This window comes from Pseudomonas sp. MWU16-30322 (assembly GCF_020515535.1).
In the GTDB taxonomy this organism is placed as follows: domain Bacteria; phylum Pseudomonadota; class Gammaproteobacteria; order Pseudomonadales; family Pseudomonadaceae; genus Aquipseudomonas; species Aquipseudomonas fluorescens_H.
This window is the reverse complement of the sequence record NZ_JAIWYL010000003.1, coordinates 17,510-40,957: the sequence shown is the minus strand read 5'-3', so window position 1 is coordinate 40,957 and position 23,448 is coordinate 17,510. Positions and strand designations below refer to the sequence as shown.

Sequence of the window (23,448 nt, the reverse complement as noted above, 5' to 3'; positions counted from 1 at the left end):
TTCCGGTTTGAAACGACGCAAAGGGACAGCGCTCTCGTGCCCTTTGCGTTTGCAGCGATCCCTTTCCCGGCTTAGATGCCCAGGCAGAGGTATTTGATTTCCAGGTAATCCTCGATGCCGTACTTGGAGCCTTCACGGCCCAGGCCCGACGCCTTGATGCCGCCGAACGGCGCGACTTCGTTGGAGATCAACCCGGTGTTGACGCCGACCATGCCATATTCCAGGGCTTCAGCCACACGGAACACCCGGCCCAGGTCGCGAGCGTAGAAGTAGGAAGCCAGACCGAACTCGGTGTCGTTGGACATCGCGATCACTTCGGCCTCGTCTTTGAAGCGGAACAGCGGTGCCAGCGGGCCGAAGGTTTCTTCCTTGGCGACAGCGGCATCTTTCGGCACGTTGGTCAGGATGGTCGGCTCGAAGAAGTTGCCTTCCATCGGCTTGCCACCGGCCAGCACGGTGGCGCCTTTGGCCACGGCGTCAGCGATGTGCTCTTGCACCTTGGCCACGGCTTTCTCGTCGATCAGCGGGCCAGTGGTGGTGCCTTCTTCCAGACCGTTGCCGATCTTCAGCTTGGCCACCGCCACTTTCAGCTTCTCGGCGAACGCGTCGTAGACCGAATCCTGAATGTACAGACGGTTGGCGCAGACGCAGGTCTGGCCGTTGTTGCGGTACTTGGAGATGATCGCGCCTTCGACGGCCTTATCCAGGTCCGCATCGTCGAACACGATGAACGGTGCGTTGCCGCCCAGTTCCAGCGAGACTTTCTTGATGTCCTTGGCGCATTCCGCCGTCAACTGACGACCGATTTCGGTCGAACCGGTGAAGGACAGCTTGCGCACGATCGGGTTGCTGGTCAGCTCGCTGCCGATGTCGCCGGCGCTGCCGGAGACCACGCTGAACACACCTTTCGGGATGCCGGCGCGCTGCGCCAGTTCGGCCAGGGCGAAAGCGGAGAATGGGGTTTGCGACGCCGGCTTGAGCACCATGGTGCAACCGGCGGCCAGCGCCGGACCGGCTTTACGGGTGATCATCGCCGCCGGGAAGTTCCACGGGGTGATCGCGGCGGTCACGCCGATCGGCTGCTTGATCACGATCAGGCGCTTGTCTGGCTGGTGGCCCGGGATCACGTCGCCGTAGATGCGCTTGGCTTCTTCGGCGAACCATTCGATGAACGAAGCGGCGTAAACGATTTCGCCTTTGGCTTCAGCCAGCGGCTTGCCCTGCTCGAGGGTCATCAGGCGCGCGAGGTCGTCCTGGTTCTCGATCATCAGTTCGAACCAGCGACGCAGCTTGCCTGCACGCTCCTTGGCGGTCAGTGCACGCCAGGCCGGCAGCGCTTTGTCAGCGGCTTCGATGGCACGGCGGGTTTCGGCGGCGCCCATTTTCGGCACGGTGCCGAGGATTTCGCCGGTGGCCGGGTTGTTGACCTTGATCGTCTGACCGTTGTCCGCATCGACCCAAGCGCCATCAATGAAGGCTTGCTGGCGGAACAACTGGGTATCTTTAAGCTGCATGTCGGCTTTCCTTAACAGCACCGCGGCCTGCGCGGAGCAAAATTATGATTGTAGAAAGGCGCCTCGCAAGGCTGCCGTCAGGGAAATCATGGACCGGGCTGAAACCTCTAAATAGCGCACGGTTGCAAACACGTGCGGCTCAACACCCGATCAAAGAGCGTTTGAAATCTCAAACGGATCGTAGGAGCAAAGGGGTTAAAGGACAATAGGCCGTTCGAAAAAAAGAACAAAAACCCAGCGTTTGCTGGTTTTTTCAGATCAACGAGCAAAAACCCCCGGCCGCAGCCAAACCATAGATCAGCCGGGAAAAAGCGCCAAGCGAGGGTTTTGCAGGACGTTACAGCTTTAAGGAATGCAGCGTCTGCGCACCGACACGCGCACTGACAAAACCCGCCCAAACCCGGCATGGACGCCCCGAGCCGACCTAGGTATGATGTCGCCCGCTGCACCAGTAGCTCAGCTGGATAGAGTACTGCCCTCCGAAGGCAGGGGTCGTGGGTTCGAATCCCGCCTGGTGCGCCATGAATTGAAACGAGAAAGCCCCGGACTGTGATGGTCCGGGGCTTTTTTGTGGGCGCAACGCAGTCCTCTGGCGGCGGTCACTCCGTCGTCCAGTCAAACTCGTCGTAATCGTCGTCTTCGTCTTCCTGATCTTCCCCAACCTCCTCAAAAACCTCGTCCTCTTCCACGACGTCTTCTTCCGACTGGTTCAGCAGAAACTCCTTGCGAGCCTCGGTAATCGCTCGCCGCATCTCCTCGCCCTTCTGCGGGCAGTTGAGGAGTTGGGCGATGCGGTCGATTTTTGGTGCCACTTTGTTCTCCAGCGCTTCAGCCATGGCCCGATAGTGCGCGTTTTTGCCGGGCAATGCCAAATGGCTGGAGATTCATCCGCTCGCTGGCAGCGGATTTGTTCGCGGCACAGGCGTCGCGGTAAAGGCAGGCAACGAAACATGGGGCTGCCCGCCTCAGTGAATGAACGTGATCATTCATCCACTGAGGCAGGCAGCCCCTTCAGATCGGGTTAAACGCCGCTGAAATTAGTTTCAGCGGTGATAACGCCGCACCACGCTGCTGTTACGCAGTACGTGGCCTTTGATTTTGTCCATCAGCTCGGCGCGGGTCAGGCCGGCGGGCAAGGCGTCCGGGGCCAGATCGAGGGCGTAGATCTGAATGATGTAGTGGTGGGCGCTGTCGCCGACCGGAGGGCAAGGCCCGATGTAGTGGGTGGTGCCTTTGGTGTTGGTACCGCCCACGCCTTCCAGGTTGGATTTGGCGCCGACACCGGCCGGGATCTGCCGGGTGGTGGCCTTGATGCCGTAGTGAATCCAGTGATCGACGCCCAGGCCTTTCTGGCCGTCCGGATCGTGCATGACGATCGCGTAGCTCAGGGTACCGGCAGGGCCCGCATTCCAGGCCAGCGCTGGCGACTGGTTCTTGCCGCCACAGCCCGCCGCATCGCTCGCTGCGGCCGAGGTGAACAGGCGGTTGTCCGAGACACCGGGGATGTCGAGGGTAAAGCGCTCGGCCGCCTGCGCCGGAAACTGCACGCAAAGGGCGACGGCGACGGCCGCCAGCCAAGGGTTTAGAGAGGTCAATCGGGTCATTCCGGGAGCACCTTGTGCAGTTGGGCCTTCGTCGGCTTGCAAACTATAGCCGTACCGTTCGTGCCGTGGCAGTAGCAATTGGCTGAACCTCGCACTGCGCCGCAAACTCGTAAGAGAAATACCTGCCAGGAGCACGAACATGAGCCTGCACCGTGTCGCCCGTTTCGCCGATGTCCCTGAAGACCGTGGCCTGCCGGTGCAGATCGGCGACTGCAAGCTGGTTTTGTTGCGTGTCGCCGGCCAATTACGTGCATTTCAGGGCGAATGCCCACACGCCGGTGCGCCATTGGCTGACGGAGCGCTGTGCCATGGTCGTCTGATCTGCCCGTGGCACAAAGCCGCGTTCCGCGCCGAGGACGGTGCACTGTGCGAACCGCCGGCCCTGGACAGCCTCAAGCGTTATCCGCTGGAAATGCGTGGTGATGAAGTCTGGGTGGATGATCAGCCGATATTCGATCCGCATGTTCCACCGGCCGATGATGCGCGGACCTTTGTGATCGTCGGTGCCGGAGCGGCAGGCACGGCGTGTGCGGCGGCGCTACGGGAAAAGGGCTTTGGTGGCCGCGTCGTGATGATCGACCATGAACCCGATGCCGGCTATGACCGTACGGTGCTGAGCAAATTCGTCCTCGCCGCAGAGATGCAAGTCAGCGAAACCCCGCCGCTGCGTGATGACGATTTTTACCGCGAACAACGCATCGAACGCCTTCAGGACGAAGTCCGGTCAATCGATGTCGACGGCAAAATCCTGCACCTGCGCGAGGGCCAATCCCTGCGTTACGACGCGGCCGTGCTGGCCACCGGTGCTGTGCCCAATTCACTGGAGCTGCCCGGCGCCGATCTGCCGCAAGTCTTTGTCCTGCGCTCGAAGGCGCAAGCCGGGCAGATTATGAGCGCAGCCAAGGCGGAGCAACGCGCGGTAATCATCGGCGACAGCTTTATCGCCCTCGAATGCGCTTCGGCGTTGCGCCAGCACGGCCTCGAAGTGACCGTGCTGGCGCGGCACCAGGTACCGTTCGCCGCGCAGTTCGGCGAAGCCGTGGGCAAAGCGATCCGTGCACTTCACGAAAAAAACGGGGTGAAGTTCATCGCTGAGCATCAAGCGCGGGAAATCGTTGGTGAAGGCAAGGTGGAGGCAGTGGTGCTGGATAATGGCCTGCGGGTGAAGGCGGATCTGGTGCTGGCAGGGATCGGCGTGCATCCGGCCACCGAGGCCTTCGCCTCGTTGCCCAGGGAAAAGGATCAGTCATTGCGGGTCGATGCCGGCATGCGCGTCGCTGAAGGCCTGTGGGCGATTGGCGACATCGCGACCTTTCCCTTGAACGGCCAGCCACAACGCATCGAACACTGGCGCCTGGCCCAGCAACACGCGCGCATTGCCGCCGCCAACATGCTCGGCGCTGACGAACATTATCTGGACGTACCGTTTTTCTGGACCTGGCACTTTGGCAAGAACTACGACTACCTGGGCCACGCCGAACATTGGGATGAAGTGGAGTTCATCGGCGAGCCGGAACAGCCACCGTTCCTTGGCCTGTTCGGCAGAAACGGCGTCGTCGTGGCCGCCGTGGCGTGCGAGAAAGAGCGGGAGATGGCCATGCTCGCCGAACGCATGAAGCAACCGCTGGAGATGGAAGAAGCGTGGGAGCTGATTCGCGGGTGAATACAGCTCCTGCCGAGGTTGCGTGAGCCGTTCAGTGAGCCGTCGGCCCGCGATTGTCATCGTCTTCCGAGTGCAGAAAGATCACCCGTGGATGCTCCAGCGGCGCCAGCGGCGGTGGCAGTTCCGTGGCCTCGACTGGCCTGAAGTTCAGCACGACACGGCTGACATCGCCCTCCTGGTCGTTATGAATGGTGATCACCCCGGGGGTGCGCAGCTGCTGCAAGCGGTCATCGCAGATCTTGAAGCTCTTGCTCAGGCCTTCGTCATCGACAACCGGTGCCGGTAATCGACGCTGCGCGAAGCTTCGGCTTTTGCGCTGCTGATAACGCGCCCAGCCAATCAGAATGACCGCATTGACCAGCGCCACCCACAGGTAAATCTCCAACGTACCCAGGGCCTCGAACGCCGAACTGTCGATGCGCGGTCCGCCGGCGTGCGTCTCGATCAATGGCCACAACCCGCGAATCAGCAGGTACAGCAGGCCAACCCAGGCCAGCACGGTGAGGATCACATCGACGACCACCAGAAATGGCCGCTGGCGGGTCCGGATGATTTTCATTTGATGACCTCCTCTTCGTCGTCTCCGGCCGGTTTGATACCCCGGTCAGGACTGACCCAACGCGCACGCTTCTGATGTTGGCCGAACAGCACTTTGGGAAAACTGACGAGCGTGGTCAGCAGGCTGATGAACCAGAACACCAGCGGATACCACACCACCCAGAACATGGTTCGGCCCAGCCCCGGTTCGTAGCGCCGGTCGATAACGATACTGACCGCGAACTGCACCAGACAGACGAACGCCAGCAACAGTCCGGTGAACGCCGGCGGCATCAGGTGGTGTACGGCGATGGCGTCGGGCATGACCACGAACTTGCCGATCGCCCAGAAAATCACCGACAGCAGGAAGGTGAACGCCCAACCGGTCGACAGGCAGTATTCAAACAGCAGTGGCCACAGATAACGATGGCGGTACTGCCAGATGCCGCGGATGTTCTTGAACAGCACTTCGGCGCCACCCTGCGCCCAGCGCAGGCGCTGCTTCCACAGGCCGCGCAGGGTCTCCGGCATGAGGATCCAGCACAGCGCACGCGGTTCGTAGAAGATGCTCCAGTGATCGAGTTGCAGCTTCCAGCTGATGTCGATGTCTTCGGTGATCATGTCCGGGCTCCAGTAGCCGACCCGGTTCAGCGCCGTACGGCGGAACGCGACGATCACGCCGGACACGGTGAAGATCCGCCCGAACACCCGTTGCGTGCGCTTGATCAGCCCGATGATCGATGAGAACTCGCCAACCTGCACTCGCCCGACCAGCGTCGACCGTGTGCGGATTCGCGGGTTGCCGGTCACCGCGCCGAGGCGCGCGTTGTCGAGCATCGGCGCCACCAGATAGGCCGCCGTGTTAGGCGCCAACAGCGCGTCGCCGTCGATGCACACCAGATATTCGCTGCGCGCAGCGATGGCGCCCATGCGCAGGGCCACGGCCTTGCCCTGGTTTTCCGCCAGATGCAGCACACGCAGCCGCGGGTCTTCCTTGGCCAGCCGGTCGAGCACTTCGGCGGTGTTGTCCTTGGAGCCGTCGTTGATCGCGATGACTTCGATGTTCGGGTAATGCTGGGCCAGCGCCGCATGAATGGTGTCGGCGGCGTTTTCACCTTCGTTGTAGCAAGGGATCAGGATCGAGATCAGCGGCTCGCCTTCCAGTGGCGGTGGCAGGGTGTCGTCCTTCCACGGCCAGTGGCGTTCCCAGTGCAGCCAGAAATACAGGCCGCCGGCAATCCACAGCCCGGACATGAACAACGGGTAGAAGAACACGAAGTCCATCAGGAACTGCCCGGTGACCAGGAAGATCAACCCCAGCGGCACGCCGAGGACGAGCGCCAGAACAAGCAGGGCTAACAGTCTATCCAGCATGTCATGGGTTCCATTTGTTGGAGAGCGCAGGCCTTACGGTTTTCAGGTCCGGCAGGTTGTCGAGGAAGTTGTCCGGGTAGTAACCGAAACTGGTCGCACCCTGACGCTTGAGCCGGCCCATCCAGTCGGCAAGTTGCGCACCGTCGATGTCGGCCTGATCCTTTTTCGTCCAGTCGCGGGCCTGCAATTCGAAAACTGTGCGGTCCAGGGCGCCGGGGCGCTGTTTGATCTTTGCCACCAGCGCTTCGAGCCACGGGCCGGATTGCGCCTGGGTCTGTTTTTCCATCAACGGCATGGCCATCGGCGCCGTCCAGTCGTAGGCCACGAGGAAGTCGTCGAGGTTCTGCGCGAACCAGGCTTCGCTGTCGGGATTGAGCACCGGTTCGGCGAAGATATTGCGCGCGGTCAGCACCTGTGGGCCACGGATAGCCCGGACTTTGGCAGTCAGCTCGTTGGTGAAGTCGATCAGGTATTGGCTCTTGAAGCGCGTCCAGCGCTGCATCGCCGCCGGATCGGCGCGCAGCGCGGCAATCGAACCCGGCAAACCGTGTGCTGCATAAGCTTTCAGCGCTTGCGGACTGGCATCTTCGAAGTCCGAGAGCACCGCGTCGTCGTGATAAAGAATGCCGTCGACCGAGGTCAGGCGCGCCACGTCTTCGTAGATTTCACCGATGATCCGCCGTACTTGCGGATCGAATGGCGACAGGCGTTGATACTGGCCCGGATCGACCGAAGTGGTGCCGGTCTTCGGATCCCAGCGCGTGACACGCGGCAGCTTCGCATCGAGGCCGAAACTCAGGACCGGCATCCACGCGAACACTTTCACGTGCGCCCGAGTGCGCAGTTGCCAGGCAACGCGGTCGAAGATGTCGGCACGTACCGGCAGGTGACGGTTGGGGAAGTACAGCGAGTGCACCAGCCCGTCGCCCTTCGGATCGGCGAAGGCCTGCAGGAACACGGTGTTCGCGCCCATGTCGGCCATGCGCTGGATCAGTTTGCCGAGGTTGATTTCCTGCTGCGCCGGATCAGGGTCGTAGACATTGTCCAGATCCACATGCACCACGCGCATGGTGAAATCCGACTGCACCGCGACGATGCTGTTGGCGAAGTGTTCGCCGTCAGGATCGGAGGCAACGAGGAAGCGCGGGCTGCTCATCAGGTTGTCGAGAGCGTCGAGGCCGTCGTCGAGCGTCAGAGCCAATTCATAGCCTTCTTCGCCAATCACCGTCAGCGAAGTGCCATCCGCCGTCCCGTAAGGCCAGACCCAGACGCGCGGCTTCTTGCCGGTGACCTTGCGGATTTTTTCCGAAATGGTCACCACGTCGTTGCGAATCCGTGCGCGGAAATCATCTTCCGATTCATAGCGCTTGGTCACCGGATCATAACGCCGGGTCGCGGCCGCCGGCTGCAGGTTGCCCTGGGGGTTGGCGAGGATGCCCTTGTGGCTCGCGTCGGTGTGAGCAGCGATTTCCACCAGCCCCGATTGCGAGATTTCCCGCACCTGGTCCCAGGTCAGAAATTCGGAACGCGGACGCATATCGCCAGCGAAATCCACCCGTTGGTTGGAGGGTGTATCGATCCAGGTGCCGACCGGCGCGAGCAGTGCGTGCCAGTTGTAGGCGCGCAGCACCGGCAGCACGCGGGTATAGAAGCTCGAATAACCATCGTCGAAACTGAGCAGAATCGCCTTCGGCGGCAGCTCCGGCCCACCCTTGCGGGCGGCCATGATCTGGTCGACCGTCACCGGCTTGTAGCCGTTCTCGCGCAGCCAGGCCAGTTGTTCGATCATGCGCTCGGTGCGTACTGCCACCACCGCCTGATCCGGATCGCGGTCTTCGATGTCGTGATAAGCAATGCCCAGCACGTGATTTTTCGGCCACGGCTTTTCGCTGGCCGCCAGCGGTCGTTCCGACGGCGGCGCGAAGGCCGGGGCTTGCTGGGCACAGGCGCTGACCAGCAGCACTCCCAGCAGAAGGATGAAACGCGAAATCAAAGGCATCTTCAAACTCTTCTAGAAGCGGAAAGTGAGGTCGACGAGCAGACGCAGATCGGTTTCCCGATCGCCGTCGTAGGGCCGGTTGATCACACTGAACAAGCCGCCCACCTCGAAAACGTCGTTCCAGGCATAACGTTGGCCATAACCGAGCATCGCCATGCCGCCAGTACCGTAATCACGCTGGCTGTAGGTGCCCGCACCGGCCTGGAACTGCTGGCTCCAGGAGGTTTCGTAGCGGTGGTACAGCACGTGATTGACGTTGACCGTGGGCATCACACTGAAGTCCGCCTTCGGGTTGAAGTACGGCACGTCTTCGGAGTTGGAGTTGTGGCTGGTGCCGACCTCCAGACCGGCGTCGACCTGCACGTGCGGCGTGCTGTAGACGCCCTCGCGCCCGGTGAGCAAGGCTTCGACGCGGTTGTTGCCGTCGCTGAAGTGAGATGGGCTGACGGAGAGTTTCCACTCGCGGCTTTCGTTGGCGCGCCAGCGGATGAACGCGTTGCCGCCGTTGGCCTTGATATCGCTGTTCAACGCACGCAACGGCGTCTCGGCCGACAGATAGGAGAAGCTGCCGCCGTACTGCCAGTTGTCGTTGATGTCGCGGGCAATCGCCACGCGCGCGCCTTGCTTGTCGCCATAGCCGTAGTCGTGGTTGGAAACTTCGGCTTCCAGGGTCATGTCGCGGGTACGCCGCTCCAGACCCACGCGCTGGAAGCGGTCGGTGCCGGTGCCTTCAGCAAAATCACCAGTGGCATAACCGGCGCCGACGAACACCCGCCAGTCTTCATCGATCGGCGGGCTGTACAGCGTGCTCTGGATGCCGAAATCACGGCTGCCGCTGACCGCGCCGGCGCCGCTGCTGCCGCCGCCATTGGCTTTGCCGCCGTAGGCTTCGACGCGCAGTTCGGACATGTCATGCACTTCACGCTCACGCTCGGCGCGCTGCACCTGGCGATTGTCAGGGAAACGCTCGACGAGGTCGTCGGTCAGCGCATCCATTTGCCGCCATTCCTGCAGGGTCATGGCGGTGCGCGCCTGAGCGAGTTCCAGGCTCATGTCGCGCGGCACCATGCTCTCGACTTCCTTGAGCTGACTCTCGGCGCGGCGCGGCCAGTCACGGGCCAGATACAGATCCGCCTGGGCCACGCGCAAGCCGACGTTGCCCGGCGCCTGGTCGACCAGGGCTTGCAGGCCTTCTTCGCCGTGAGGCAGGTCGGCGCCGTACGTCCCGGCCTGCGCGGCCAGTTGCTGAGCGTCCATCCATTCGTCGTTGGGGTTGCCGATCGGCAGGCCCTTGAGTTCGACCCGTGGCTTCTCTGACTTGGCCAGATCATCCGCAACCTTGCGGGCCTCTTCGGGGTGATCACTTTCCAGCAGCGAGTAATACAGGGCGGTGGTGTCTTCCAGACGATCCCCCGGATCGGCGTCAGGTGCCGCCAGCACCTGACGGTACAGATCGGTGGCGATTTCCGGCTGGCGCTGATCCAGATACGACGCCGCGACCCAACGCAAGGCGTAGGTCGGGACCTTCACGCCTTCGGCTTGCAGCTTCTGGTATTCGCTGATGACTTCAGCGGTTCGCGTCCGCGCCTTGAGGGCGCCCATGCGGTCGATGCGCCAGCGAACCACGTCGTCGTGGGCACTGGCGTCGGGGGTCCAAGTGGCGAGCAGCTTGTCGTAGTCGGCCAGCGCGCGGTCGGCGATGACATAGCGCTCTTTTTCGCTGCGGGTGGCGAACTCGGCGAGGCGCACACGCTCGGCGGCCAGGTCGCCTTCGAGGCGGCGCAGGGTTACCGGGTCGATCAGGCCCGGACGCTGGTTGGCCAGACGCAGTGCCGGCTCCGGCAGACGCGCCTTTTGCAGGGCGACCACATACTCACGGGCAACGTCCGGTTTGCTGCCGGCGCGGATGAACGCCTGATCATATTCAAACAGGGCATCGTATTGCTTGCCGGCGCGGGTCAGGGCATAGCCCAGCGCCAGGCGACGAGTCGGATCATCGGGTTTGGCGGCGACCAGCGCTTTGGCGCGGGCGACGGCTTCGTCGGGTTTGCCCGAGTCGGCCTGGGTCAGCGCCAGCCCCAGTTGCAGATCAGCGTTGCTCGGCTCCAGCGCCAGGGCTTTGTTGTAGACCTGGATTGCCTGATCCCAACGCTTGAGGTTGCGATAGGCACGGGCCGTGGCGGTCAGTGCCTGCACCGGCAGCGCACGGTCGCGACCCTGGGTCTCATAGACCTGCACCACTTCGGCATCAAGGCCCGCCCAACTGGCGATCTGCAGGTGATCGCTGATCTGGCCGGTGGTCGATTGCCCGGGTGGCACCTGACGCAGCACATTCAGCGCAGGCGTGGTCTGCCCGGCACGGGCATCACGCACCATCTGATCATAGGGCGTATCGGCAAACGCCAGTGCCGGCCAGAGCAACTGGCTGCACAGCGCGACACGAAACAACGGGCGTAAACCACGATGTAGAACAGGCACATCAATACGCGGCATTCGTCAGCATCCTTACATGGCCAGCCGGGTCGCAATGCCCCCTTGCCCATTAGTAACGGCGGCCGAGTCGAGAGCACTCGGCCAAGCTTAGTCAGGCAGTCTTGCATGCAAGCGTAGACCAATATTCAGAACACAATAATTGTTCAGATTCGTGACGCAGCGTCTGCCCCCAACCTGAGCAAAGCCTGATGCCAGACAGCAAAACGCCCGGCGTCTGCATTGCACAGAGGCCGGGCGTCGCTTTTGGAACGCGCGGGTGTTACTGGATCTGAACCCCGGCGAATTTGCTCATCAGGAAGCCGACGAACTGTTCCACGGTCATCTTCTGGCCGTTGAACTCCACCTGGTTGGCGGCGTAGTGCAGTTTGGTCACCACATTGGTGCCGTCGAGAGTCGCCAACTGCGAACCGACTGCCATGCTGGCAAACATGTCGGCGCCGGCGCTGGCCTGATCGACGATGGCTTTGGCATCGGTCTGGCCATCGACTTGCGCCTGTACGCTGAGCAGATCGACCAGCATCGGCTTGGACACCTGCACATTGAGGTCGAGCAGTGCGATCAACTGTTTGACCAGTTGATCCGGCGGCATGTCCATCGAGGCCGGTTTGGTCAGGTCGATTACCAGATTGGCGCGGCTTTCACCGTTGGCGGTTTTCAGCGACAGGTTTTCCAGGGCCAGTTGCGGGCCGGCGGCCAGCAGTTTTTGCAGATCGGATTTGACTTGCGCGTTTTCCGCCTCGGTCAGATTCAGCTCCGGAGCTGGCAGGCCAGCGGCAGCGGCATCAGCAGCAGCCTTCTCGTAAGGCTGCAGTTTGGTCTGATAGATCTGCATCAACGACAGGGTCGACGGGATATCGAGGTTCTTCAGGCTCATGGCCAGTTGCGCCGAACCGATCTTTTTGTCGTTCAGCGACACTTCACCGATCTGGTAATCTGCACGGCCGGAGGCGTTGCTGCCGTTTTCTTCGGTGAGGTTCTTCATTTCGAAGTTCTTCACGCCCAGCACCGACTGTTTGGCACCGAAAGTGGTTTTGCTGCTGGTCAGCTCCAGGGTGTTTTCCCCGGTGTAGTAGCCGTAGCTGCTCTTGGTCAGGTTGCTGGCCAGGGTCAGGCCGTTGAGTTCGATCTGCACCGGCGCCTGATCTTGCGAGACGGTGACCAGTTTCAGATTGTCCATGTAGCCGTCAGCCTTGACCTTCTGCGCCTGGGCACTGGCGGAGATGTTCATGGTCAGGCCGGAGAATTTCAGGCTCGATTGCTCGTCCAGCGCGGTTTCCAGTGGCAGCAACTCAAGGCTGCTGGTAGTGGATTCGTCGTAGCCGATGTTGGTCACGCCCTTGAGCGGCGCGGCGCCTTTGGTGGCGGCAAACCATTTTTCGGTGGCCGGGCTCTTTTCCAGCTCGTAATTGCTGGTGGCCATGACCGGCAGCCACTTCAGCGATACCAGACGCGAGAACGGCAGCGGGCCGTGTTCGATATGGTCGACGAACAGCAGCTCGACCGGCTTGTCACCGAACATCTCGCCCTCGCCCTTGAGGCGGTAGTGCGCGGTGCTGGTGAAGGTGTGACGCTCCAGCGACACCAGCTCCAGCGATGCGGTGCCATTGGAGCCGGCCATCGCGGTCTGCAGCTCTTTGTTGGCGTTGGTGACGGCGTTGTTCAGCACGCCTTCGATCTTGGTTCCGGTGTACCAGGCCCCGCCGGCGCTGATGGCACCGATGGCTACAACAATCCCGAGAAGCACGCCTGCTGATTTATTCATGAATGACCTGATCAATGTCCGTGGCTGAAAATGTGGTCGTCTTCCCTGAACCCGTGACCGGGTCGCGGCTCGACTCCGCTGAAATTAGCGGTGGAGATTAGCACTGGCAGCGCGAGGCGGCCCAATGTTTAAAGGTTAAAGAGTGTCTATGGGGAGTGTGGACAGCTGACAGGCGGGGAGAGTTGCAGTGTTTTTGAGGACGCTATCGCGAGCAGGCTCACTCCTACAATTGAAATGCGTTCCCCTGTAGGAGTGAGCCTGCTCGCGATAGGGCCACTGGATTCGCAGAAGATCAGGAATACTGAACCTCGATCTCATCGAGTTGATGATCAAAGCTCTTCAACCGCGCCGTCCACGTATACACCAGCACTTCGAAATCCCGATCGATCACCGCTGCGCCCGGTCCCTCGGCGCGCGGGTCGCAGAAATCCAGTTGATAACGCTCCCGGGCCATGGCCGTGGCGACATCCGATAGTTCGCGGGCATTGTTGAGCCAGTGCCAGCCTTCATCGGCAATCTGCTTGTCGAGTTCCAGACACTGCTTTTTCAGGGCTTCGAGGCTTTTTTCCAGCGGGGTGCCGGTGAGCTCGCCCATGACTTCGGCGAAAGTACGTCCAGGTTGCCAGTAACTGCCCCAGAAGTAGCGATCGAATACGGTTTCGACCCGACGCAGAGCGACTTTGGTGTCCCAGATCAGCACCAGGGTCTTGCCTTGTTCAAGCTGTCTTTTCTTGACTCGCTGCACCTGGACCGAGGCCCACGCCACGACGACGATTGCCATCACCGCGATCAACGCCGTGGCGCTGTCGAGGAAGACCATGGCCTTATCGATCTGATGGGCCAGCATGATGCCGTAGAAATAGGTGGCCGACAGCAGCACCAGCGCTACCAGGGCGCACCAGAAGCCGAGAGCGTAAGGGTTTTTCATTATTGGTTTCCCCTAGACCAGCGCTAGCAATGTGCGCTGGAAGGGCGCCGTGCTCAGGGCACCCTTCCAACACTTCAAAGCATAGCAACGGCTTCAGGGTTTGCTGGCGCTTGAGGCTTGCGTTCGTCCGCTTTCCCAACCGCCGCCCAGCGCGAGGAACAAATCGATCTGGCTCATGGCAACCTGGGTGTTGGCGGCGGCCAGTTGCGCAGTAACGTCGGTGTAGGTGCGGGTCGCTTGCAGGTCTGCGAGGAACGACTCACGCCCGGCCTGGAAGAAGCGGTGCGTCTGATCGGCGGCGAGTTTCGCCGACTGTTCCGCATCGGCCAGCGCATCGCGGCGTTGCAGCAGCGCGGTGTACTGCGCCAGGCCGGTCTGGGTTTCGCGGATGGCGTTGAGCACCACGCCATCGAAGTGCGCCAGCGCACCCTGGGTATTGGCTTCCGCCTCGCGAATACGGGCGCGGGCGCCGTTGGTCGGGACCTTCCAGCTCAACGACGGGCCGAAGCCCCAGCGGTTGGTCGACGGATCGCCAAGGTCGGAAATAATACCGACAGTGCCGATGGTCGCGCCGATGCTGATGTCCGGGTACAGCTCGCCAGTGGCGATGCCGATCCCGGCGGTCGCGGCGGCGAGGCGACGTTCGGCCTGACGCACATCAGGCCGACGCTTGAGCAGCGCCGCACCGTCGCCGACCGGCACCAGTTGGGCGATTTTCGGCAGTTCGGCGCAGGTGGCGGTGCCGGCAGGCAACTGATCGACCGGTTTCGCCAGCAACATCGACAGGCGGAACAGCCCGGCCTGACGCGCCGCTTCATAGCGCGGCATGTCGGCGCGCAACGACTTGAATTGGGTTTGCGAACGGGTGACCTGGGTTTCATCGCCACGCCCGGCATCGCGCAGGCGCTGGATCAGGGTGGTGCCTTGCGATTGCAGGTCGAGGGAATGCTGGGCGATTTCCCGCTCTTCATTGGCGGCACACACCTGGGTGTAGGCGCGAACCACGTCCGCTACCAGAGTGATGCGCGCGGTGTCGGCGGCGGCCTGGGTCGCATCGGCGTTGGCCTTGGCGGCTTCGATCCCGCGCTGCAGCGTGCCCCACAGGTCGAACTGGTAAGAGGCGCTGATGCCGATATCGCCGACGTTGGCCACCGGCACCTTTTCCGTCAGCAGGTAGGCCTGACCGGACTCCTGCAAGCGCTGCGCGCCCATCTTCACCCCGGCACTCCAGCCGCCCGCCGCTTCGGCCTCATCGACCTGGGCCCGCGCCCGCGACAGGTTCGCCGCCGCCACGCGCAAGTCAGTGTTGGACGCCATGGCCTGCTGCACCAGTTGATCCAGACGCGGATCGCGATACAGCCGCCACCAGTCGGCGGGCACCGGCGCTGACACCACCGGTTTGCCCTCCACCGCCAGTTCGCCCTGAAAATCCTTGCGCTGCACCGCCGCGTCAGCGGGCAGGTGATAGTCCGGCCCGACCATCTGACAGGCCGAGAGCATCACGCCCAACCCGGCGATCATCAGGGCCCTGTTCATTGCGCGGGCTCCTGTTTGTGGTCGTCGCGTGGCTGATCGTCGATGATCGACACGGTAGCGGTCCGCCCGGCGATCATGCGGAAATCTTCCGGCACTTCGTCAAAGGCGATGCGCACCGGAATCCGCTGCGCCAGCCGCACCCAGCTGAACGCCGGGTTGACGTTGGGCAGCAGGTTGTTGCCGCTGGTGCGGTCACGGTCTTCGATACCGGCGACGATGCTTTCGACATGCCCGCGCAGCTTGGCCTTGTCACCGATCACACGGATGTCCACCGACTGCCCGACATGAATGCCGTCGAGTTTGGTTTCTTCGAAATAGCCGTCGATGTGGAACGAGTTGCTGTCGACCACCGACAACACCGGCCGCCCGGCGGTGACAAATTCCTGCACTCGCGGCGCGCGGTCGTTGACGTAACCGTCCACCGGGCTGCGGATCACCGAGCGATCCAGGTTGAGCTGGGCGCTGTCCACCGTCACCAGCGCTTCGGCCAGCGCCGATTGCGCCCGGGCCACTTTCGACAGGCTTTCTTCCAGTTGTTCGGCCGGCACCAGATTGCCCAGCCCACGGTTACGCTTGGCTTCACGCTGCGCCTGGGCCAGGGTTTCTTCGCGATCGGCGACCGCCGCCTTCGCCTGACGCAGGGCCAGTTTGAAACGGTCCTGGTCGATGCTGAACAGCACCTGGCCGCGGTTGATCAACTGGTTGTCCTTGACCTCGACCTGCTGGATCAGCCCGGACACGTCCGGGGCGATCTGGATGATGTCGGCACGGATGTGGCCGTCGCGGGTCCACGGCGCAAACATGTAATACATCACCATGCGCCAGACGAGGACGACGGCAAAAGTCACGATCAGCAGGGTCAGTACCACGCGACCGATAGTCAGAAACGGTTTTTTCATGTCATCAGGTATCGACTGAGTGAGTCCACGCCGTACAGCATCACGGCGTAGAGGGCCACGTTGAACAATGCCCGGTGCCAGACCAGACGGTAAAAGTGCAGGCGCGTGAGCACGCCATGCACCAGCAGAAACAACACATAGGTGATGCCCATCAACACCAGCAGGGTCGGCAGGAAAATCCCGCTGATATCCAGATCACCGATCATAGGGGCGCTCCATCGGGCAGCGGTTCTTCGGCATCGCTTGTGCTGACGAATTCCACGCCGGGCAGCAGCGCCAGGCGCAAACCGCTCAGGGCATGCAACAGGTTTAGTCGGGTTTCGTCGTCACCGTGACCTTTGAGCGCACGGCGCGTGCGGTCCATGGTCATCAGCAGCGGGCTCGGTGCCGGCAGGCGTTCGCCGGCCTTCAGACAAGCGCGGAAATAATCGCCGACCTCGGCCACCACTTGCCGCAGCAATGCCTGCGGTGCACCTTCCACACGCGGCGTGTAGGCCAGCAGGTCGAGCAGGTTCAGCCCAACGCGCACTTCACGCATGGCGATCCCGGTGTCCTGACCGGTCATGGCCAGACGCGGCAGGTGCTGCATCAAACGGTCGAGCAACTGCACGCCCAGTTGCCGGTGCTCGGCGAGGTTCGCCGGCTCGGTCATGCGCACGATGTCCTTCCAGCTGAAACGGGTCAGACGTTTGGCCGCCAGTTCGACACCGAACGGGCGGGTGACCAACGTCCAGATGAACGCGAACAACAGGCCCATCGGCCCGGCCAGATTGGAATTCACGAAGGCAAAAAAGTCCGCGTCGTACGCGCCCTGAATGCTGATGAAAGAAGAGGTGTTGACCAGTGTCAGGAGCATGCCGAGATAGAACCGTGGCTGCACCGTCAGGGTGCCGACACAGATGAACGGAATCGCAAACGCCAGCACCAGCATCGGAAAATCGTGCAGGTTCGGCAGAATCAGAAACAGATAGAGACTGGCAAACAGCACCGACATCCCGGTCCAGAAAAAGAACCGGTAGATCTGCGGCGCCGGGTCGTCCATCGAGGCGAAGAAACTGCACGCTACCGCCGCCAGAATCACCGCGCTGCCACCGTCCGGCCAGCCAAGCAGAATCCACAGCACCGAAGCGACGATGATCGCCAGAATGGTCGAGGCCACCGAATACAGCATCATCCCGCGGTCGAGAAACGGCGTCAGCCGCCCGAGGCGCCAGTGCCGGTACACCGCACGCCAGCTGTCCTGGCGCTCGCAGAGAATCGCGTCCTGCAGACTGCGGCAGTCCTGCCACAGATCGATGAATTCGCCGAGGCGATAAATCGCGTTGGAGAACAGCAATTGCTTGCGATCGTCCAGCGCCTCGCAGCTTGGTTGCAGGGCCTGGAGTTGATCCTTGAGCGCCTGCCAGCGGTCCAGATCGGCATCTTTATGACCGAGCCATTCCTGGGTCGCGGTCAGCAGCGGGGCAAATTTTTCCACCAGCTCCGGCGTACGTCGCTCAAGGGCATACAGCGAGTCTTCCAGAGCGTCGATCACCGGCAACAGGTGGATCATCCGCCCGCGCAGCTCCTTGGTGTTGCGCACGGTTTGCGGCCGGGCGCCTTCGTGGGGTAACTGGCCGATCATTAATTCGAGGCTGTTGAAATTGGCGACCATGGCCATGCGCAGCGCGGTGATCTGTTCAGGCTGCACGTCGCGGCTGAGAAACTTCAGGCTGTAGGTGGTGGCGTCGGCGAACCACTTGCCCACCGCGTCGTTGAATACCGGCGCCAGACGGCGCGGCCAGAACATCGCGCCGACCACCGCCGCCACGGCGATGCCGAGAAAAATCTCTTCGGTACGCGCTTCCGCCACGTCCCACACCGCCAACGGGTTATCCACGGTCGGCAAGGCAATCAGCGGCAGGGTGTAACCGGCGAGCATCAATGCGTAGTTATTGGCCGTGCGCAGGTGCAGCGACAGGAACAACAGGATCCCCGTCCACAGCGCGATGACCACCACCAACACGTACGGACTCTGCACGAACATCGGCACGAACAGCACCGCCGCCGCCGCCCCGAGAAAGGTGCCAATGGCGCGGTACAGCGCCTTGGAACTGGTCGGGCCGAGAAACGGGCTGGAGACGATATACACCGTGGCCATCGCCCAATACGGACGCGGCATTTGCATGAGCAAGGCGATGTACAGCGCAATCATCGACGCTGCAAAGGTGCGGACCCCGTAGAACCAGTCCCGGGCCGGAGGAATGCCGGAGAAAAAACCGTTCAAGAATTGATCACCACAGGCGGATGGGCCGCCTCAAAAGCTCGCAGTACCCGAAGCGTAGCCTCCAGATCACTCTGGTCGATGCCTTCGAGCACCTCATGACGCAGACGTACCAGTTCACTTTCCACCGCTTGCACCAGCTCACGGCCGGTGTCGGTCAGGCTCAGGCACTTGGCCCGACGATCCTGCGCATCTTCGGTGCGGCAGACATAGCCGGCGTGGCACAACTGATCGAGCAGGCGCACCAGCGACGGACTCTCCATCCCGGCCGCCTGCGCCACTTGCACCTGACGCACACCCTCGCCCAACCGCCCGATCATCAACAACGGCACGGCGCAGGCTTCGGAGATTCCATAGTTGACCAGCGTGGTCTGGCAGATCTTCCGCCAATGCCTGGCGGCCACCACCATGGCACTGCTGATGTTCATCTGGAGAGCGTCGAGGGAATTCGGCACGGGAAAATGCACACTGTTAGTTTGCTAACTATCAATATCGCATTGGCGGGGAATTTCAGTCAAGTTTTGAAACAAATCTTCTCGGCAGAGAATTTCTATAGTTCATCCAGCTCGATGGCTACCCCTACTTCGTTCCTGCGCGAATGTGTGATTGACACCAAATCGAAATCATCCAGCTTATTCAGGATCGCTTCATAAGTTTCTGGCGAAATCAGCACAGCCACTGTTGTGTCGTGCTCCCGAAACTCGACAGGCCCGTTGGAGATGCTTTCGATCACTGCCTCAATACAGTCCCCAAGCGCGTCAACATCAATTGTTCTGACTGGCAAAAATGATTGCATCGACGGCTCCGGATTGTTGAATTGGCAAGCTACTCCAACATCGATAGGGATCCTGCGGACATTCTGTAATAAGGTTTTACTTCAGTCCTACAAAACCCGCCCCTTGCGCAACAACACATTCAACTGATCCACCACCTCCGCCCAATCCGCATCATCAAGAATCTCGCCGCGCAAAAAATCCGCCTGGCTCTTGCTCCAGAAAAACGCGTCTGCGAGGTGCAACTCGGGTTTGAGTGGTGAATGGGTGGCGATGAATTGCTCGATGCTGGTCGGGTCGCTGCTCAGGCCGAGTTGGTCGAACAGGGATGGGAGGCTGTGGGTGGGCTGTTCCATGGAGGACTCCTTCAAGAATGCGGTGGATGGGCGATTATTCGCGAGCAAGCCCGCTCCCACAGGGGATTGCGGTCAACCTGTGGGAGCGGGCTTGCTCGCGAAGGCGTCAGTGGCCGCACCACAAAACCTAATGACTCAACTCCCGCACCTGCGCATGCGGCACCATTTTCAGGAACTCGGGCATGCTCATGTGCAGCAGGTAGTTGTGGTTGCCGGCTTCCAGGTAGATGTCTTTCTGCCGGGTCAGCAGCGGGTCGATGACCATGTCCAGGCCATAGGAATCACCCAGTGGCGGCACCGCGCCGCGTTCGCAGTCATCGAAGATATGCGCCAGATTGCTCTCGCGGGTGATCTGCCATTCACCGCTGCTGCGCACTTTGCTCAAATCCAGGTGCCGGCTGGCGGGCAGCACGGCCATCAGGTAATGCCCGTGGTGGTCGTCGAGGATCACCGATTTGGCCACACGTTCGGCGGGCACCCCGGAGACCCGCGCGGTTTCCAGGCTGCTGGCCGAGTGTCGGTGGGCCACGACGTCATATTCGCAGTGCGCCCGACTCAGGCTGCTCTGCACTTTTTTTGCCATACGCATGATGCACCTCGGTGTCACGCTGAACGTTGTACCTGTTCTGCTGAGTCTAGTTCGGCAAGCCACTGGCGAAGGGAAATCCGCTCACTGGACACATCTGTTCATTGATCAGAATTCATCCAGCGCCAGGCTCAACTAGACTCAAGGAACCACCCATGACTCTCCCGGAGGGTCACGTGACCAGTCGATGTTGTACGTTTTTCCTGATGCTGCTGCTCAGCGGCTCGGCCCTCGCGGCTGACGTCCCGCTGACGGCGGTCAATCCGGTCGGCCTGTGGCTGATCACCCTCGGGATTGCCTTTCTGATTGCCGAAGCCGCGCTGCCCAACTACGGGGTAATCGGCCTGGGCGGGATCATCATGTTCGTCATCGGCGCGCTGATTCTGAGCAATGCCGATTTGCCGGTACCCATGATGATCGGGCTGGGCCTGATCAGCGCCTTGCTGTTGATCGCGCTGATCATCCGCGCCTTGAAAACCCGTCCGCGTCACGCCGTCAGCGGCGATGCCGGGCTGGTCGGCAGCGTGACGGCGGTGACCACCGTGCAAGCGGAAAACACGCACAACGGCTGGGTGCAATTGCAGGGTGAGCATTGGCAAGTGCAAAGCACAACACCGCTGCACACCGGGCAATCGGTGCGTGTGGTCGGGCGTAAGGGCTTATTGCTGAAAGTCGCCGCGACTGACGCGGCAGGACACGGAGAGTGATCATGGGTCTGCAAATCGGTTTCGTTGCACTGTTGCTGCTGGTCATTGCCCTCGCCGGGTCGACCTTTCGCATCCTGCGTGAGTACGAGCGCGGGGTGGTGTTCCAGCTCGGGCGCTTCTGGCAGGTCAAGGGTCCGGGGCTGATCCTGCTGATTCCAGTGGTGCAGCAAATGGTCCGGGTCGACCTGCGCACCGTGGTGCTCGACGTGCCACCACAGGATGTGATCACCCGCGACAACGTTTCGGTGAAGGTCAATGCGGTGCTGTACTTCCGCGTGCTCGACCCGCAGAAGGCGATCATTCAGGTCGAAGATTTTCTCTCGGCTACCAGCCAACTGGCGCAGACCACCCTGCGCGCGGTGCTCGGCAAACATGAACTGGATGAGCTGCTGGCCGAGCGCGAGCAGTTGAACATCGACATCCAGCAGGTGCTCGACGCCCAGACTGACGCATGGGGCATCAAGGTTGCCAACGTCGAGATCAAGCACGTTGATCTGAATGAGTCGATGGTGCGCGCGATTGCCAAACAGGCCGAAGCCGAACGCGAACGCCGGGCCAAGGTGATTCACGCCGAAGGCGAACTGCAAGCCTCGGAAAAACTCATGCAGGCCGCCGAAATGCTTGGTCGTCAGCCCGGCGCCATGCAGCTGCGTTACATGCAGACCTTGAGTTCGATTGCCGGCGACAAGAGTTCGACCATTGTTTTTCCGCTGCCGATCGAGCTGCTCAAAGGGATGGCGGATCTGTCAGGCAAGTCCTGAGCATGCGCACACCAGCGATTATCCCCCCGGTTTATCGGCGCTTGGCACCATCACGTACAAGCGCGCAAAAGCGCCACCCGCATGCACATCGCTTTGCCGCTGCCAGCCTTCGGGCAACGCCGCAAAGTCAGTGGGTTCGTCCAGGGTGCCGATCAACCATACCCGAGCGCCAACCTTGGACAAATCGCCGAGTTGGTCGAGATAAACATCCTCGCTGACCAGCGTGCCGAACCCGTAGGCATTGGGACGCGTAGAGCGTCCGTCCGCCGCCGGTGGCGTGTACAGGCGAACCTGCGCATCGGTGCGGTTGTAATAGATGTAACTGAGGTACCACATCATGTCGCTGGTAACGATCCGGTCACCCTCAACGAAGTGCCGGTTGACGTAATCGACAACCACGCTGAACTGATCGTTGCTGTCGACCGTGGCGTTGTTCTTCACACCCACCAGTTCGACCCCAACGAACAACACCAGAATCGCCAGCGCCAGCACGCGAGAACCTGTGTACAGCCGATCGACCGCCAGCGCCACCAGCATCGGCAGCCCCAGCGCATAGGCCGTCACATAACGTTCGATGAACACCGGTGAGATGAACGACACGCCAAACACCAGCAGAATCGGCAACACGCTGTAGAACAGCAGCAGCAAGCTGCCGCGAAATACGCTGCGATCACGTAGCAGGGCAACCCCGATCACTGCCACCAGCGCCGATGGCAAGAGCAAAAACAGCCAACCCGGCAGGGTCATGCCATCGTCTTGAATCAGCAGCGACCAGACCATCGACGGCAGTGAGCTGAGGGTGACCGGATCTTCCCAGCCAATGTCATTACTGGCCTTGAGTTCCGGGATGTGTTGCAGCAGATCCAGCAGATTGGGCACCCACGGCAGGTACAGCAACGCAATGACCAGATTCGCCAGCCACCACGCCGGTCGCTGGATATGCCGCAGCCGATACCCCGGCTGCACGCGCACTGCCGCCAAGTACAGCCAGTGGCTGATCACGCAGAGCACGGTGAAGTAATGGGTATAAAACGCCGCCGTCATCAGCAGCGCGTACGCTACCAGGTAGCGATGCCGCCGAGGCTGCCGAACCCAATAGACCAACGCAATGGTCGCCGCGATCAGCCACATGCCGAGCAGCGAATACATGCGCACTTCCTGGCTGTAGCGCACGGCCGTGGGCAACAGCGCCAGCAGCAGTCCGGCCAGCAGCGCGGCGCGGCGGGTGGCGAGCAGATCCACCAGCCACACACCGAGACCGACGGTAATGATCCCCGGCAGCGCACTCATCATGCGAATGGACAGGATGCCGTCGCCGAACAGCCCGATCCAGCCGTGCAGCAACAGGAAATACAACGGCGGGTGCACGTCGTGGGCTGCACGCCCCCAGATTTCAGTCAGCGAAAACTGGCTCAGCAGGACGCTGGAGCCTTCATCGAACCAGATCGCTGCCGCCGTCAGGTCGTAAAAACGCACCACCGCCGCCAGCAGCATGATCGGTAACAGCCAGTGTTCTCTGGCCCAACGAATCAGGCGCAAGGCAACCAGCCATGCCCCCGGAACCGCACGCGGATCCTGCGTGTCGCCAACCGGCGTTTCTCTGTGTGCCGCCATTGCATCCTCTTGCTGTGCCGGAATATCGCGAACGGAAGGCTCCGAACCTGACCGTCACTTTAGGTCAGCCACGGGAGGG

21 protein-coding genes and 1 tRNA gene are annotated in these 23,448 nt (G+C 61.5%); 4 read left to right on the top strand and 18 right to left on the bottom strand.

Translation table 11 applies throughout. The features are described 5' to 3' along the window. Positions 1–71: 71 nt before the first annotated feature. A complete protein-coding gene (gene gabD / locus LCH64_RS06050; protein WP_226499750.1) occupies positions 72–1,514 on the bottom strand; it encodes an NADP-dependent succinate-semialdehyde dehydrogenase in 1,443 nt (480 codons plus the stop codon). A 445-nt stretch (positions 1,515–1,959) separates the two neighbouring features. Here gabD and LCH64_RS06045 point away from each other — a divergent pair. Beyond that, a tRNA-Arg gene (locus tag LCH64_RS06045) sits at positions 1,960–2,036 on the top strand. Between the two features lie 77 nt (positions 2,037–2,113). Here LCH64_RS06045 and LCH64_RS06040 read toward each other — a convergent pair. Both LCH64_RS06040 and LCH64_RS06035 read right to left on the bottom strand, forming a co-directional pair. Continuing rightward, positions 2,114–2,386, bottom strand: a complete 273-nt coding sequence (locus tag LCH64_RS06040) for a hypothetical protein (protein WP_226499749.1) — start codon at positions 2,384–2,386, stop codon at positions 2,114–2,116. Between the two features lie 171 nt (positions 2,387–2,557). Further along, positions 2,558–3,118 carry a YbhB/YbcL family Raf kinase inhibitor-like protein gene (locus tag LCH64_RS06035; protein WP_003220497.1) on the bottom strand — a complete coding sequence of 187 codons (561 nt, stop codon included), beginning with the start codon at positions 3,116–3,118 and terminating at the stop codon, positions 2,558–2,560. A 139-nt stretch (positions 3,119–3,257) separates the two neighbouring features. Here LCH64_RS06035 and LCH64_RS06030 point away from each other — a divergent pair, with 139 nt between their 5' ends. Beyond that, a complete protein-coding gene (locus LCH64_RS06030; RefSeq protein ID WP_226499748.1) occupies positions 3,258–4,781 on the top strand; it encodes an FAD-dependent oxidoreductase in 1,524 nt (507 codons plus the stop codon). A gap of 31 nt (positions 4,782–4,812) precedes the next feature. On the opposite strand, the gene pgaD is transcribed toward LCH64_RS06030, so the two are convergent. The 14 genes from pgaD to LCH64_RS05960 all read right to left on the bottom strand — a co-directional run bounded on the left by pgaD (position 4,813) and on the right by LCH64_RS05960 (position 20,290). Beyond that, the gene (gene pgaD / locus LCH64_RS06025) at positions 4,813–5,340 is read right to left on the bottom strand and encodes a poly-beta-1,6-N-acetyl-D-glucosamine biosynthesis protein PgaD (RefSeq protein WP_003220491.1); all 528 of its coding nucleotides are present in this window, start codon (positions 5,338–5,340) and stop codon (positions 4,813–4,815) included. Continuing rightward, positions 5,337–6,692 (bottom strand): poly-beta-1,6-N-acetyl-D-glucosamine synthase, encoded by a 1,356-nt coding sequence (gene pgaC, locus LCH64_RS06020; RefSeq protein ID WP_103485244.1) that lies wholly within the window; start codon positions 6,690–6,692, stop codon positions 5,337–5,339. The genes pgaD and pgaC overlap by 4 nt, the downstream gene beginning before the upstream one ends. A 1-nt stretch (position 6,693) precedes the next feature. Next, positions 6,694–8,691, bottom strand: a complete 1,998-nt coding sequence (gene pgaB / locus LCH64_RS06015; protein ID WP_103520838.1) for a poly-beta-1,6-N-acetyl-D-glucosamine N-deacetylase PgaB — start codon at positions 8,689–8,691, stop codon at positions 6,694–6,696. A 12-nt stretch (positions 8,692–8,703) separates the two neighbouring features. Continuing rightward, the gene (pgaA, locus tag LCH64_RS06010; protein ID WP_226499747.1) at positions 8,704–11,184 is read right to left on the bottom strand and encodes a poly-beta-1,6 N-acetyl-D-glucosamine export porin PgaA; all 2,481 of its coding nucleotides are present in this window, start codon (positions 11,182–11,184) and stop codon (positions 8,704–8,706) included. Positions 11,185–11,443: 259 nt separating this feature from the next. Beyond that, entirely contained in the window at positions 11,444–12,946 is a 1,503-nt protein-coding gene (locus LCH64_RS06005; protein WP_226499746.1) for a YdgA family protein, read from the bottom strand. Positions 12,947–13,238: 292 nt separating this feature from the next. Beyond that, complete coding sequence (locus tag LCH64_RS06000) at positions 13,239–13,874, bottom strand: hypothetical protein (protein WP_003220482.1); 636 nt, start codon at positions 13,872–13,874, stop codon at positions 13,239–13,241. Between the two features lie 93 nt (positions 13,875–13,967). Continuing rightward, on the bottom strand, positions 13,968–15,410 hold the full coding sequence (locus LCH64_RS05995; RefSeq protein ID WP_226499745.1) for an efflux transporter outer membrane subunit: 1,443 nt from the start codon (positions 15,408–15,410) through the stop codon (positions 13,968–13,970). Then, positions 15,407–16,309, bottom strand: coding sequence for an HlyD family secretion protein (locus tag LCH64_RS05990; RefSeq protein WP_226499744.1), 903 nt, complete (start codon positions 16,307–16,309; stop codon positions 15,407–15,409). Before LCH64_RS05990 ends, LCH64_RS05995 begins: the two co-directional genes overlap by 4 nt. Continuing rightward, positions 16,306–16,515, bottom strand: coding sequence for a DUF1656 domain-containing protein (locus tag LCH64_RS05985; RefSeq protein WP_098966584.1), 210 nt, complete (start codon positions 16,513–16,515; stop codon positions 16,306–16,308). The genes LCH64_RS05990 and LCH64_RS05985 overlap by 4 nt, the downstream gene beginning before the upstream one ends. Continuing rightward, a complete protein-coding gene (locus LCH64_RS05980) occupies positions 16,512–18,575 on the bottom strand; it encodes an FUSC family protein (RefSeq protein ID WP_226499743.1) in 2,064 nt (687 codons plus the stop codon). The genes LCH64_RS05985 and LCH64_RS05980 overlap by 4 nt, the downstream gene beginning before the upstream one ends. After that, positions 18,572–19,000 carry a MarR family transcriptional regulator gene (locus LCH64_RS05975; protein WP_045122246.1) on the bottom strand — a complete coding sequence of 143 codons (429 nt, stop codon included), beginning with the start codon at positions 18,998–19,000 and terminating at the stop codon, positions 18,572–18,574. Before LCH64_RS05975 ends, LCH64_RS05980 begins: the two co-directional genes overlap by 4 nt. Before the next feature lie 122 nt (positions 19,001–19,122). Next, positions 19,123–19,368 (bottom strand): hypothetical protein, encoded by a 246-nt coding sequence (locus LCH64_RS05970; protein ID WP_103486194.1) that lies wholly within the window; start codon positions 19,366–19,368, stop codon positions 19,123–19,125. Positions 19,369–19,455: 87 nt separating this feature from the next. Continuing rightward, complete coding sequence (locus LCH64_RS05965) at positions 19,456–19,701, bottom strand: DUF2789 domain-containing protein (protein ID WP_226499742.1); 246 nt, start codon at positions 19,699–19,701, stop codon at positions 19,456–19,458. Positions 19,702–19,828: 127 nt separating this feature from the next. Beyond that, entirely contained in the window at positions 19,829–20,290 is a 462-nt protein-coding gene (locus LCH64_RS05960) for a YbaK/EbsC family protein (protein WP_003220467.1), read from the bottom strand. A 152-nt stretch (positions 20,291–20,442) separates the two neighbouring features. Between LCH64_RS05960 and LCH64_RS05955 the strand changes: the two genes are divergently transcribed. Next, positions 20,443–20,994, top strand: a complete 552-nt coding sequence (locus LCH64_RS05955; RefSeq protein WP_003220465.1) for an NfeD family protein — start codon at positions 20,443–20,445, stop codon at positions 20,992–20,994. A 2-nt stretch (positions 20,995–20,996) separates the two neighbouring features. Then, a complete protein-coding gene (locus LCH64_RS05950) occupies positions 20,997–21,755 on the top strand; it encodes a slipin family protein (RefSeq protein ID WP_003220464.1) in 759 nt (252 codons plus the stop codon). An 18-nt stretch (positions 21,756–21,773) separates the two neighbouring features. Here the strand turns inward: LCH64_RS05950 and LCH64_RS05945 are convergent, their stop codons facing one another. Continuing rightward, positions 21,774–23,369, bottom strand: coding sequence for a glycosyltransferase family 39 protein (locus tag LCH64_RS05945; protein WP_226499741.1), 1,596 nt, complete (start codon positions 23,367–23,369; stop codon positions 21,774–21,776). Between the last annotated feature and the right edge of the window lie 79 nt (positions 23,370–23,448).

Bases quoted from the DNA above. Each gene is read 5' to 3' on its own strand.
- gabD (WP_226499750.1), bottom strand. From the start codon at position 1,514: ATGCAGCTTAAAGATACCCAGTTGTTCCGCCAGCAAGCCTTCATTGAT.
- LCH64_RS06035 (WP_003220497.1), bottom strand. From the start codon at position 3,118: ATGACCCGATTGACCTCTCTAAACCCTTGGCTGGCGGCCGTCGCCGTC.
- LCH64_RS06030 (WP_226499748.1), top strand. From the start codon at position 3,258: ATGAGCCTGCACCGTGTCGCCCGTTTCGCCGATGTCCCTGAAGACCGT.
- pgaD (WP_003220491.1), bottom strand. From the start codon at position 5,340: ATGAAAATCATCCGGACCCGCCAGCGGCCATTTCTGGTGGTCGTCGAT.
- pgaC (WP_103485244.1), bottom strand. From the start codon at position 6,692: ATGCTGGATAGACTGTTAGCCCTGCTTGTTCTGGCGCTCGTCCTCGGC.
- pgaB (WP_103520838.1), bottom strand. From the start codon at position 8,691: ATGCCTTTGATTTCGCGTTTCATCCTTCTGCTGGGAGTGCTGCTGGTC.
- pgaA (WP_226499747.1), bottom strand. From the start codon at position 11,184: ATGCCGCGTATTGATGTGCCTGTTCTACATCGTGGTTTACGCCCGTTG.
- LCH64_RS06005 (WP_226499746.1), bottom strand. From the start codon at position 12,946: ATGAATAAATCAGCAGGCGTGCTTCTCGGGATTGTTGTAGCCATCGGT.
- LCH64_RS06000 (WP_003220482.1), bottom strand. From the start codon at position 13,874: ATGAAAAACCCTTACGCTCTCGGCTTCTGGTGCGCCCTGGTAGCGCTG.
- LCH64_RS05995 (WP_226499745.1), bottom strand. From the start codon at position 15,410: ATGAACAGGGCCCTGATGATCGCCGGGTTGGGCGTGATGCTCTCGGCC.
- LCH64_RS05990 (WP_226499744.1), bottom strand. From the start codon at position 16,309: ATGAAAAAACCGTTTCTGACTATCGGTCGCGTGGTACTGACCCTGCTG.
- LCH64_RS05985 (WP_098966584.1), bottom strand. From the start codon at position 16,515: ATGATCGGTGATCTGGATATCAGCGGGATTTTCCTGCCGACCCTGCTG.
- LCH64_RS05975 (WP_045122246.1), bottom strand. From the start codon at position 19,000: ATGAACATCAGCAGTGCCATGGTGGTGGCCGCCAGGCATTGGCGGAAG.
- LCH64_RS05970 (WP_103486194.1), bottom strand. From the start codon at position 19,368: ATGCAATCATTTTTGCCAGTCAGAACAATTGATGTTGACGCGCTTGGG.
- LCH64_RS05965 (WP_226499742.1), bottom strand. From the start codon at position 19,701: ATGGAACAGCCCACCCACAGCCTCCCATCCCTGTTCGACCAACTCGGC.
- LCH64_RS05960 (WP_003220467.1), bottom strand. From the start codon at position 20,290: ATGCGTATGGCAAAAAAAGTGCAGAGCAGCCTGAGTCGGGCGCACTGC.
- LCH64_RS05955 (WP_003220465.1), top strand. From the start codon at position 20,443: ATGACTCTCCCGGAGGGTCACGTGACCAGTCGATGTTGTACGTTTTTC.
- LCH64_RS05950 (WP_003220464.1), top strand. From the start codon at position 20,997: ATGGGTCTGCAAATCGGTTTCGTTGCACTGTTGCTGCTGGTCATTGCC.
- LCH64_RS05945 (WP_226499741.1), bottom strand. From the start codon at position 23,369: ATGGCGGCACACAGAGAAACGCCGGTTGGCGACACGCAGGATCCGCGT.